Annotated in this window: 10 protein-coding genes and 1 other annotated feature; of the genes, 8 read left to right on the top strand and 2 right to left on the bottom strand. The window is 30.5% G+C overall.

Translation table 11 applies throughout. The features are described 5' to 3' along the window. Positions 1–487 precede the first annotated feature (487 nt). Complete coding sequence (locus tag HBE96_RS14595) at positions 488–1,996, top strand: YfcC family protein (RefSeq protein ID WP_169298460.1); 1,509 nt, start codon at positions 488–490, stop codon at positions 1,994–1,996. A 97-nt stretch (positions 1,997–2,093) separates the two neighbouring features. On the opposite strand, the gene HBE96_RS14590 is transcribed toward HBE96_RS14595, so the two are convergent. After that, entirely contained in the window at positions 2,094–2,855 is a 762-nt protein-coding gene (locus HBE96_RS14590; protein WP_169298459.1) for a protein-glutamine gamma-glutamyltransferase, read from the bottom strand. After that, entirely contained in the window at positions 2,855–3,841 is a 987-nt protein-coding gene (locus HBE96_RS14585) for a hypothetical protein (protein ID WP_169298458.1), read from the bottom strand. Before HBE96_RS14585 ends, HBE96_RS14590 begins: the two co-directional genes overlap by 1 nt. Positions 3,842–4,113: 272 nt before the next feature. Here HBE96_RS14585 and HBE96_RS14580 point away from each other — a divergent pair, with 272 nt between their 5' ends. The 7 genes from HBE96_RS14580 (at position 4,114) to ortA (ending at position 12,677) form a co-directional block, all read left to right on the top strand. Further along, a complete protein-coding gene (locus HBE96_RS14580; RefSeq protein ID WP_169298457.1) occupies positions 4,114–5,610 on the top strand; it encodes a collagen-like domain-containing protein in 1,497 nt (498 codons plus the stop codon). Positions 5,611–5,858: 248 nt separating this feature from the next. Next, positions 5,859–6,112 (top strand) — a binding site (T-box leader). Positions 6,113–6,271: 159 nt separating this feature from the next. Continuing rightward, positions 6,272–6,901, top strand: a complete 630-nt coding sequence (locus HBE96_RS14575) for a class I SAM-dependent methyltransferase (protein ID WP_169298456.1) — start codon at positions 6,272–6,274, stop codon at positions 6,899–6,901. Between the two features lie 3 nt (positions 6,902–6,904). Beyond that, positions 6,905–8,047, top strand: a complete 1,143-nt coding sequence (locus HBE96_RS14570) for a trans-sulfuration enzyme family protein (RefSeq protein WP_169298455.1) — start codon at positions 6,905–6,907, stop codon at positions 8,045–8,047. Between the two features lie 2 nt (positions 8,048–8,049). After that, positions 8,050–8,958: a PLP-dependent cysteine synthase family protein gene (locus HBE96_RS14565; protein ID WP_169298454.1), complete on the top strand. Its 909-nt coding sequence runs from the start codon at positions 8,050–8,052 to the stop codon at positions 8,956–8,958. A 395-nt stretch (positions 8,959–9,353) separates the two neighbouring features. Beyond that, positions 9,354–10,751 carry a sigma-54 interaction domain-containing protein gene (locus tag HBE96_RS14560; protein ID WP_342590186.1) on the top strand — a complete coding sequence of 466 codons (1,398 nt, stop codon included), beginning with the start codon at positions 9,354–9,356 and terminating at the stop codon, positions 10,749–10,751. Between the two features lie 71 nt (positions 10,752–10,822). Continuing rightward, positions 10,823–11,938 (top strand): M20/M25/M40 family metallo-hydrolase, encoded by a 1,116-nt coding sequence (locus HBE96_RS14555; protein ID WP_169298453.1) that lies wholly within the window; start codon positions 10,823–10,825, stop codon positions 11,936–11,938. A gap of 451 nt (positions 11,939–12,389) precedes the next feature. Beyond that, positions 12,390–12,677, top strand: coding sequence for a 2-amino-4-oxopentanoate thiolase subunit OrtA (ortA, locus tag HBE96_RS14550; RefSeq protein WP_169298452.1), 288 nt, complete (start codon positions 12,390–12,392; stop codon positions 12,675–12,677).

Below are 12,677 nucleotides of genomic sequence, written 5' to 3'. Positions count from 1 at the left end.
CTTTACAGTTATTTTGAGTAAAGGTAAAATTATTCATAGGATAATACCTGCCTTTCTTAATTTTTCTCTGCAAAGAAAATTATACTTCAAGGCTTGGTATTATCCATTATTTATTTTTTGGAAACTATAATATGGAAACTACTAAAGTTTCGTTTGTACGAAACTTAGGTAATTACAACTTATAATTGATTTTAGATTTGTAGTTGAAAGTAAACCTTAGGCATTTAATATATAAGTATTTGCAAGTCAGCAATATTAATAAATTCATAAAAATTTTAATAATAATATGGCACTTTATGTATAAAGTTGATTAAATTTTAACAAATAATTTAAAAATATATGCTAATTTGATAATTTAGTAAATTAGTAAACATATATGTGTGTTGAAATTTGGCAGTTATGATATAATTTATTGAAAATCCCCATAAAAGGGGTATAATATTAGTTGTAGTGCTACAATTTATATTATACTAGGGGGGAACAAAAAATGAAAAAGAAAAAGATAAGTTTTCCAACAGCTTTTACTGTTTTAGTAATCGTTTTAATTCTTGCAGCGGTACTTACATATATAGTTCCAGCAGGTACATATGCAAAGATAAAGTACGAGCCTGATAAAAAGGTTTTCACAATGATAAAACCAGACACTTCCACAAAGGAATTGCCAGGTACTCAGGAAACTTTAAATAAAATGGGTATTAAGACGGAAATAGGAAAGTTTGAAGATGGGAGTATTACTAAACCTGTTGCTATACCAGGGACATATGAAAAAGTAACCCAAACTCCACAAGGTTTTTTTGCAGTGCTTCAATCACCAATAAAAGGTATATATGATACCATTGATATTATTACATTCGTATTAATAATTGGAGGAGTTATTGGTGTATTAAATAACACTGGTGCTTTTGATGCTGGTATAGCTAGTTTATCTCGAGCTACAAAAGGAAGAGAATTTTTACTAATAGTTGTAGTTACGGTATTAATTTCTATAGGTGGTACGACTTTTGGTATGGCTGAAGAGACTATAGCTCTATATCCGGTATTGATCCCTATATTTATTGCTACAGGATACGATGCTATAGTATGTATTGCAGCTATATATATGGGTTCATCTATAGGTACAATGTTTTCTACTGTAAATCCTTTTTCATCAATTATTGCGTCAAATGCCGCAGGAATAAAATTCACACAGGGGCTTACAGTAAGAATAGTAGGTTTGGTTATTGCTACTATAATTACAATCATTTATATTCTTAAATATGCTAAGAAAGTTAAGGCGGACGCAACTAAGTCGCTTATATATGCTCAGAAAGAAGAGATTGAAAAGAAATTCTTAGTTGATTATTCTGATGAAGAAGCCTTTAAATTCACTGGTAGACGTAAATTAATGTTAATAATATTTGCTTTAACATTTGTTGTAATGGTTTGGGGCGTTTCTATAAAACAGTGGTGGTTTACAGAAATGACTGCATTATTCCTATGTTCAGGAATAATAATTGGTGTAATTTCAGGAATGGGAGAAAAAGAATTTGTTAACAAGTTTGTTGCTGGTGCTGGAGATTTAATAGGAGTTGCATTAATTATTGGAGTTGCAAGATCTATTAATTTAGTTATGGAACAGGGAATGATATCGGATTCAATACTTTATATGGCATCGGGAGCAGTTAAAGGTATGAATTCTATGTTATTTGTAATTGTGATGCTTATAGTATTCTTAGTTCTTGGATTCTTTATTCCATCATCTTCAGGTCTTGCAGTATTGTCAATACCAATTATAGCACCTCTTGCAGATACTGTTGGATTGTCAAGAGATATTATAATAAGTACTTATCAGTATGGACAAGGCTTAATGGCATTTATAACTCCAACAGGACTTATTTTAGCTACATTAGCAATGGTAGATGTAACTTATGATAAATGGTTAAAGTTTATAATGCCATTAATGGGGTACATTACAGCTTTTGCAGTAGTTATGTTATTAGTTGAAACAGTAATCTAATTAATAAAAAATATTCTATAAATTAAAATTGAAAGGCAGATACATAGTTTTGTATTTGCCTTTTAACTTTATTATAATTAAGATTATATCCCTAGTACTATATTAAAATGGAACTACATTCATCATATAGATGTTTATAATTTAACCGAGTTGCTGAATTTAACAAGAAGGCAGATTGCTTAGCGGCAATTTTTCTGTTTTTATTTAAACTTTTAATTATTTCTTCAGTATTTTTTACTCCTAAGCCGTGACCATAGTAAGTACCATTACCTAAATATATAGTATTTTCACCCTGCCACTGTGGAGTTAAAGGATTTACATCCGGATTTTTAAAATATTTACAATCTCCCATAAGAACATCCGTTTCATCTCTAAATTCTTCAATGTACAGATTTTCATTAAGGTAATGCCAATTTAGTAAATGTATATTAGGAAACATTTTGTTAAAAAGTTTTTCGGGTAATACATTAACAAGTGCTTTATAATAAATAATAACTATGGCAGTAGAACATTCAGTTCCATATTTTGAACTATTAATAAAAATATCTTTTATGGCATCAGAGGGTTTTACTTCTTTTTTTAATAAGAATCCCCCTTCATTAGTATGATCCCAATATTTTGAATTGCATTTAGATTTACGGAAAACCTTAAAAAGTAAATTGCTTTTAGACATATCTTTAGCTGAAACACAAATATTTGTTTGTAAATTTAATTGAAACTTTAGTTCGTTCAATGAACTATATGTGTAAATTTTTTTACTTAAAAACAGTTTATTAATAATTTTATTTTCCATGCTATTTATTTGATAACCTTTCATCAGTTCATTTTTTGAAACCGTACTGTCTGAAATTTTTATCATTAAATCCCTCCTAGCCTAGCAATTTTAATTTGTTCTGCCATAGGGGAATAAAGCCATTTGTTCCAGTTATATATGTTTTTTCGATGAAAGTTAAATGAGAAATTTGAAAGCAGTAATTTTGTATTGTTATCTAATTTATCAAATAGTTTTAAAAGGTTAATTTCTTCTTTTTTTAAAGGTGTTAATATTTTTCCGCTGTCAATGGAAACTGGAGCGCATATATATTTGGCTCTCAAGATTACTATATAAGGAATTGGATTGCTGGACTTTTGAAAACTTTCACCAGTAAAGTGCAAGAATAAAAAATTTTTTTCAAGCCAATTAAGAAAGTATAGATAACAACTATTTTTATCCATGTTTTCAATCATAGTTACACCTGGTACAAAATTCAGAAGTTTTTTTGAAAGCTCAATATCCTTCAATTCTTTAGATTGTAAACCCTGTGCAATTATAATTAGACTTTTAGGATCCCGACATTCAAAAAAAGCCCATACTAAATTATGAATGAGAAATCCTTTTTTATATCTTTTAAAAATCATGTCAGCAATAACAGATAAGACTGTTTTATCTCTATATACTTTTGTTAAAAGTGCTGCAGAAATATCTAAAATTTCATCATACTCATTGTTCATACCATCATCCACAGATCCAGTTACAAGTATCCATTTTAAAACAGCATGAATTCCTTCTACATAATCACAGGATAAATAGTTAGTGTTTCTAGAATTTTTTTTGCCTGTATATATTTCATTAATGATTTCTATAGCAAGTTTATTTCGTGGATTTAAACTATGAAAAATATTTAATTCTTGAATTTTATTTTTTAGTGTAAATAGAGAAGCAAAATTCAAATCTTCATGATTAATTAAATTTATAGATTTTTCACTGTTATTTTTAAATAGGCTGTGAAAAAAAGTATTTAAATTATCAATTCCGTTTTTAATTCTTATTTCGTCTAAGGGACTTGGAGAAACCAAATTATCCATATACTTAAGCTCCTTTCTATAAACAAAACACATACTACATAATATTTATAATTTAAAGTTTATGTTTATAAAATTTTTAAGATTTTATTTTGTACAATTATAAAATTTATAACAATGTATGTTACTAATGAAACATTTACCAAGTCTTTTAATTTTATTAAAAGTTGAGCTGGTTTATGTTCCCAATTTGCCATATTAGTCATAAATTATATTAAAGAAAAATCCTATTACTGGATTAATCTTTATTTATACTAAAGGAGGTAAATTGATTTATGGGAAAGCATAGTAGAGAATGCTGTTCATGCAAAAATGGAGAAAAGAAGGATGAGTGTTTTAAGGATGCACATAAGCCTGGATGCGGGTGTGAATATAAATTAGATATTACCTGCTGCCATGAACCAGGAGAGCGAGGCCCAAAAGGCTGTAGAGGACGTAGAGGAAGAAAAGGAGAACAGGGAGATCCAGGAGAAATGGGACCAGAAGGAGTTCAAGGACCACAGGGAGAACAAGGAGATCCAGGGGAACAAGGTGAAAGAGGAAGAAGAGGAAAGAGAGGACATCGAGGTAAGAAAGGCAAAATGGGAGAAAGAGGATGCAGAGGACGCAGGGGAAGAAAAGGAGAACAAGGAGATCCGGGAGATCCAGGTGAAATAGGTCCAGAAGGAATTCAAGGGCCACAGGGAGAACAAGGAGATCCAGGAGAACAAGGAGAAAGGGGAGAGAGAGGAAGAAGAGGAAAGAGAGGACATCGAGGTAAGAAAGGTGAAATGGGAGAAAGAGGATGCAGAGGACGCAGAGGAAGAAAAGGAGAACAAGGAGATCCGGGAGATCCAGGTGAAATAGGTCCAGAAGGAATTCAAGGGCCACAGGGAGAACAAGGAGATCCAGGGGAACAAGGAGAAAGGGGAGAGAGAGGAAGAAGAGGAAAGAGAGGACATCGAGGTAAGAAAGGTGAAATGGGAGAAAGAGGATGCAGAGGACGCAGAGGAAGAAAAGGAGAACAAGGAGATCCGGGTGATCCAGGAGAAGTAGGGCAAGAAGGAATTCAAGGACCACAAGGTGAACAAGGAGATCCAGGAGAACAAGGAGAACGAGGGGAAAGAGGAAGAAGAGGAAAGAGAGGACATCGAGGAAAGAAAGGCGAAATGGGAGAAAGAGGTCCAAGAGGACACAGAGGAAGAAAAGGAGAGCAAGGAGATCCAGGAGAAAGAGGAAAGAGAGGACATCGAGGTAAAAAAGGAAGAACGGGAGACCCGGGACCATCAGGTGAATTAGTTAAGTGCCCATGCATTAAACAGATAAGAAATATATTAGAACAGATAATAGATTTATTCCCAAGGTCAACAATTATTGTAAATTATGAAAATGGTGGATCAGTAACAGGAATACCAGCCGAATTGCTTCCAGAAGGAAATGATAGTAGCATTTTCGTACTAGAAAATTGCGAGGGAAATGTAATTCATAGAATTGATATTTGTAAAATAGCATCTATAGTTTTAGGAGGAACAGATTCTTTTATTAACAATGATGGAAGTATTAAAATAACATTTTTGGAAGAGCCATTGACAGCTAATACAAGCAATACTATTGATTTTGAAGCAAATATAAGAAGAATTTTTATGGAACTAGCAGAGTCAGGAACAGAGGTTACAGTAAGAGCAGGTGGAATAGATTTACAAGAACAGCCAGTTATTACTACAGCTTATGGAGCAACTTTATTAGGCTGTAATGCAGTAGTATCTAATTGCTATGTAGAAGATATTAAGTAAAAAAGTATGATTTTGAGGTAAAATGTAATCACTAAAATATGTTTTTAATATATTTCATAGAAGTGTTTTTTTATTAAAAATAAAAAATTTATAATTGACAGTGAAGGAATATAACAATCCTTCACTGTTTATTATATGTTGTTAAATTTTTTAAGCGAAAAATAAACTAAAATTTTTTATAAGTACTTGCTAAACTTTTATTTATGTAGTAATATAATGTACATAAAAGAAATCATAGTAAAATACTAGGAATTGCGATGATGAGAAGAGTAAGTTATATGAAACTGGCAGAGAGAGATCTCCATTGGGTGTAAGGGATCTTGAGTTAAAAGTAACTGAAGTGCATCTCAGAGCACTGAATTGAAGTGTAGTAGACTTCAGCGGGTACGCCCGTTAAAGCGTTGAGGTATGATCGTACCAAAATTAAGAGTTTTTATGTATTATTATTTAATTTTACATATTAAACAGAGTGGAACCGCGGAAGTATACTTCTGCCTCTGTAATAGAGGCAGAAGTTTTTTGTTTTTCGGAATCCGGAGTCCAAAAAACAAAGGCACTAGATTAAGTTGCTTATACATTCACACAAATCTTTGCTTTATCAATTTAAAACTATGACTTGATAAACTAAAGTTAAACATATAAATTAGGAGGCCTATTTAAAATGAGTTCAGTAAATTATTTTGATTCTATTGCAGATAAATGGAATGTTATTAGAGAAGAGTATTTTGAGGAAAAATTAAAGTATATTTCGCTTTCAAAGGTTGATATAAAAGATAAAATTTGTGCTGATTTAGGATGCGGCACAGGATTTATTTCACTAGCCTTAGCTGGTGAATCTAAAATAGTTTTTTCTATTGATAATTCTAAAAATATGCTTAGGGAACTTCATAATGCGTCTGTAAGCAAAGGAGTAAATAATATTTATCCAATAAGAGGCTCCATTGATGATTTGCCATTATTTGATGAATCTATTGATGCGATTTTTATAAATATGGTACTGCACCATATGTTTGATGCAGAAAAAGCAATACGAGAAATGTATAGGGTGCTAAAGAAAGGCGGCACAGTGGTTATAACAGATGTAGAGGAGCATAGTGGTGAGTGGGCAAGGACAGAAATGCATGATGAATGGCTGGGATTTTCACATGTACAAATGAATGAATGGTTAAAAAGTGCAGGTTTTAAAAATATAGATGTAAGCAGTACAAATTTAAAATGCAAAGGATATTCAAGTTTAGGAGAGTACACTGAAACAGGAATATTTGCAGCAAAAGGAATTAAGGAGGAATAAAAAATGGAATTTCAGTCACTATTAATACACGGAGGCATAGATGGGGATGAGCATACAGGTGCGGTGAATGTTCCTATATATCAAACGTCTACTTATAGGCAATCCTCTTTAGGAGTAAACAGTGGATATGAATATTCAAGAACAGGAAATCCTACTAGAGAGGCTTTAGAAAAACTAATTTCGCAATTAGAAGATGGATATAAAGGTTTTGCATTTGCTTCTGGTATGGCGGCTACAACAGCAGTATTAATGTTATTTAAAGGTGGAGATAAAATTTTAATGTCCAGCAATGTTTATGGAGGAACCTTTAGAGTATTAGATAAAGTATTTGAGAGATTTAATTTACAATATGAACTTGTGGATACTTCTGATATTAAAGATGTAGAAAATAAAATTACAGAAAATGTGAAAGCTATATTTATTGAAACACCTACGAACCCACTTATGACAATAACAGATATAAGAAAAATTTCAGATTTAGCAAAACGACATAATATTTTAACTATTGTGGACAATACCTTTATGACTCCATATTTACAAAAACCTATAGAACTTGGAGGAGATATTGTAGTTCATAGTGCAACTAAATATTTAGGAGGACACAGCGATTTAATAGCTGGACTTGCGGTAGTAAATAGTGAAGAACTAGCTGAAAAGCTGCATTTTATACAAAATTCTACTGGTGGAGTGCTAAATCCATTTGATTCATGGCTTCTTATTAGAGGAATAAAAACTTTATCTGTAAGAATGGATAGACACATTGAAAATGCAAAGTATACAGCGGAGTTTTTAGCAAAACATCCATTAATAGAAAAAGTTTATTATCCAGGTTTTGAAAATCATAATGGTTATGAGATTCACAAGAAACAAGCTAAGGCAGCAGGGGCTATGATTTCATTTACTTTAAGGAAAGAAGTAAATATTAACAAATTTTTCAAAGGATTAAAATTAATAAGTTTAGGAGAAAGCTTGGGAGGAGTAGAATCTTTAATATCTCATCCAGCAACTATGACTCATGCTTCAATACCTTATGAAATAAGACAAAAAATAGGTATTACTGATAATTTAGTAAGGTTATCAATTGGAATTGAAAATAAAGAGGATTTAGTTAAGGATATAAATAATGCTTTACAGGGGGAAAAATAATTATGATGTATGTTAATGATATAAGAGAACTTGTAGGAAACACTCCTATATTAAAAATAAATCACTTTAATGTAAAAAAAGGTGTCAATATTTTTGCTAAACTTGAATATTTCAATCCAGGTGGAAGTGTCAAGGATAGAATAGGTTTATATATGATTGAAAAAGCTGAAGAAGAAGGGAAACTTAAAAAGGGACATACTATAATTGAAGCTACTGCAGGAAACACTGGCTTGGGAGTTGCATTAGGAGCTTTGAATAAGGGATATAGAGTTATATTTGTAGTTCCTGAGAAGTTTTCCATAGAAAAGCAATTGTTAATGAAGGCGCTTGGTGGAGAAATCATAAATACTCCAAGGGAACTAGGTATGGAAGGTGCTATTAAAAAATCACAAGAACTATTAGATACTATACCGAATTCAATATCTCTTAAACAATTTGAAAATCCAGCTAATCCAGAAGCACATTACTTAACCACTGGTCCGGAAATATATTTAGCTATGGATAAGAAGATAGATTATTTTATAGCTGGAGCAGGGAGTGGTGGTACTTTTACTGGTATTGCAAAGTATTTAAAGGAAAAGGATAGTCAGATAAAGACAATAATTGCAGATCCTGAAGGTTCTACAATAGGTGGTGGTGTTGAAGGCTGTTATAACATTGAGGGTATAGGAAATAATTTTATACCTTCAACACTTAATATGAGTCTGGTTGACAAGTTTATAAAGGTAAATGATGATGAAAGCTTTAATATGGTAAAAGAATTAGCAAGAAAAGAAGGACTTACAGTTGGATCATCTTCTGGTGCAGCTATGGCAGCTGCGTTAAAATTGGCAGACACTATAGATTCAGGAAATATAGTAGTAGTATTTCCAGATAGAGGTGACAGATATTTTAGTAAAAACCTATATTAAATTTTAGTGCATATATATTGATTAATACAAAAGGAAAAACAAAATTGTTATTCATATTTTGTCTTTCCTTTTGTTATATAATCTTATTTATTTTTGTTTCCTACTTTTTATATATTATAAGCATCTTAAGAAGATACTTTTTTATTAAAACTAAAAGAATAATGATTTTAAATGAATACAACTATAATTTTAATATGAATTTATAAAATTTTTGCGAATAATAAGAAAATTACATTACCATCTATTGATAAAAAAGTAAATTAATCTTAATATGTTATTATAGAGAATTTTCTATCAAATAATAAAAGCATGTTTAAATAATAAAGTTTATTTGGGCTATATGGTTTTGAAACATAGAATTAACATAAAAATGAAGCAGTAAGGGGGATAATGTGGTGGGAGATTTACTGGATCATAAAAAAATTTTAGAATGTTTATTGGAAAATTTAGATGAAGGGATTCAGGTTGTAGATTCTACAGGAAAAACTATATATTATAATCAGGTAATGAGTAAGGTTGAAGGAATAAATCCAAGTGAAGTTTTGGGGAAACGAGTTAATGAATATTTATGTGATGTAAAAGAAGATACATCAACTCTTATGAGAGTATTAAAAAATGGAAAAAAGATTGTGGATTTAATTCAACAATATAGTAATGAGTATAAAAAGAAAGTTACTACTATAAATACTACTGTACCTGTAGAATGTAATGGAAAAAATATAGCAGCTATTGAAATATCTAAAGATATGACAAGGCTAAAAGAACTTACCGAATGCATATATAAATTGCAAAAAAATGATGTAAAAGTTAAAAAAAGTTTCACTTTTAGAGATATAATTACTTGTAGTGTTAAAATGAAAGAAGTAGTAGAAAAAGCTAAAAGATCAAGTTTATCAAATTCATCAGTTCTAATTTATGCTGAAACAGGAGCAGGAAAAGAAGTAATGGCACAAAGTATTCATTATGGAGGAATAAGAAATAATAAACCTTTTATACCTATAAATTGTGCTGCCATACCAGCAGCTTTACTTGAAGGAATGTTATTTGGAACAACAAAGGGCAGTTTCACAGGTGCAGAAAATAGAAAAGGGTTATTTGAAGAAGCAAATCATGGCACTATTTTGTTAGATGAAATTAATTCTATGGAACCATATCTTCAATCAAAACTATTAAGAGTACTTCAAGATGGATATATAAGGCCAATTGGAAGTAACAAAACTATAGATATAGATGTAAGAATAATAGCTACATTAAATGAGGAGCCTGAAGAGCTTATAAAAGCAGGAAAGCTTAGAAAAGATTTTTATTATAGATTAAGTGTAATAAAATTAAGAATACCTCCGCTAAGAGAAAGAAAAGAGGATATACCTATTTTGGCAAATAAATTTCTTAAAGAGTATAACGATATTATGGGGAAAAATATAGAAAAAATACATGAAGATTTAATGGAAAGGTTTCTAAAATATAGCTGGCCTGGAAACATAAGGGAACTTAAAAATGTGATTGAATCTGCTGTAAACATGGCAGATGACAGCTCTATTTTAAATTGCAACAATTTTGAATCTAAGATTTTTAACAAATCAATAAGTGGATTATATGAAAGTTTTAGTATTGATAACTGTGAAAAAATTGATTTAGAAAAATATATAGGCAGCATAGAAAAGAATGTAATTGAAAAGGTTCTTAAAAAAAATAACTATAATGTAAGTAAAACTTCTAGGCAATTAAATATTTCAAGACAAAATTTACAGTATAAATTAAAAAAGCACAATATTAATCATGAGGGAGAGTAGTAAATTATTCACATGAGTTTATCACACGTGGATAGTATATACTAAATATAAAGGTTTTTTAGGAGGTATATATGTTAAACAAGCAAAGATTAGTAGGGGAATTTATAGAATTAGTACAGATAGATAGTACTACTTCTAAAGAAGGTGCTGTAGCAAAAGTTTTAGTAGACAAGCTACAACAATTAGGGTTTGATGTAGTTATAGACGATGCTGGAATTAAATCCGGAGGAGAAACTGGTAACATTATTGCAACATTAAAAGGAAATAGATCAGGAAAAACTGTTTTATTCAGTTCGCATATGGATACAGTTAGACCAGGAGAATGTATAAAGCCTATTATAGATGCAGATAAGGGAATAATAAAGAGTGATGGGACTACTGTATTAGGTGGAGATGATAAAGGTGGTATAGCTGCTATTTTAGAAGCTATGAAGATAATAAAAGAAAATCATATAGAACATAGTGATATACAAATTGTATTCTCTATATGGGAAGAAGGAGGATTAATTGGTGCTAAGTATCTAGACTATTCTAAGATAAATGCAGATTTTGCATTTGTATTAGATGGTGGTGGAGCTCCTGGACAAATAATAGTAAAGGCACCAGCTCAGGACAGCATAGAAGTTAAAATAAAAGGTAAATCAGCGCATGCAGGAGTGGTTCCAGAAAAAGGCATAAGTGCCATAATGGTTGCATCTAGAGCTATAGAAAATATGAAATTGTTAAGAATAGATGAAGAAACTACAGCTAATATAGGTACTGTAAAAGGAGGTGTTGCTACTAACATAGTTATGCCGGAGCTTAAAATATTAGCAGAAGCTAGAAGTTTAGATAACTCAAAGTTAGATATTCAAACTCAACATATGGTAGATACATTCAAACAAGCTGCGCATGATTTTGGTGCTGAAATAGAAATAAAAACGAAAAGAATGTATAAAGCTTTCAATATAGATGAAAATGATGAAATAGTTAATGTAGTAAAAAAAGTATTATCTAAAATGGGTATAAAACCTATGGTTGTTTCTACAGGAGGTGGAAGTGATACTAACATATTAAATGCTAATGGCATAAAAGCTGTCAATTTAAGTGTAGGTATGGAAAAAGCCCATACGTTAGAAGAATATATAGCTATAGAAGATTTAATGAATTCAGCTAGAATGATAGTACAAATAGTGAAAGCAGTATAATATGGCAGCATGTTCTATTAAAGAAAATTTTATGTTGTTTATGTAAATGAAATAGTAATAGTGTTTTAAGCATGAAAGCTTACCAAAAACTAGTATGTAGATATAGTTTCTATCTACATACTAGTTTTTTATTTAATTGTATTTTAAAAAATGAATAAATATTCTAAAATTTTAATTAATTAATATAATAGCAAAATAATTTGTCATGCGTAAAAACATTTTGCATGTATTAGATTGATTACATATATTGGATTTTTCAAAAAAATACCATTAAGTAACATCCATATGCAAATTTTTTTGCGTAATTTTATACATTTAAGTTATTAATCTACATAAAACAAAGAATTTAATCTATGGCATATTATTTGCTTTATTTATAATTGAAGAAATTAGTGGAAATTAAGATTCCATTAGTTACATATAAAATTATAGTTATGGTAGGTGAATAAGTATGATAAAAAAGGGAACATGGGTTGAAGTTGAGGAAATTGTATTGACACCGGAGGAAAGAGCTAAAAATATACCAGAAGAAACAAAGAAAACTCCTCTTAAATGTTGGATAAGAGGAAATTGCTTAAATGATTGTGAATTAGGCGATGAAGTAAGTGTTGAAACAAATGTGGGGAGAATAGCTCAAGGAAAAGTAATAGATGTAGAACCAGGTTACTATCATTCCTTTGGAAAATATGTTAGTGAACTTGGATATATAGGAAAACAAGCAAAAGATATGATAAAGTAA

Source organism: Clostridium muellerianum, from assembly GCF_012926525.1.
Lineage (GTDB): Bacteria > Bacillota > Clostridia > Clostridiales > Clostridiaceae > Clostridium_AM > Clostridium_AM muellerianum.
Note: the sequence above shows the minus strand (reverse complement) of the source record. Positions and strands in the feature narration are given on the sequence as shown.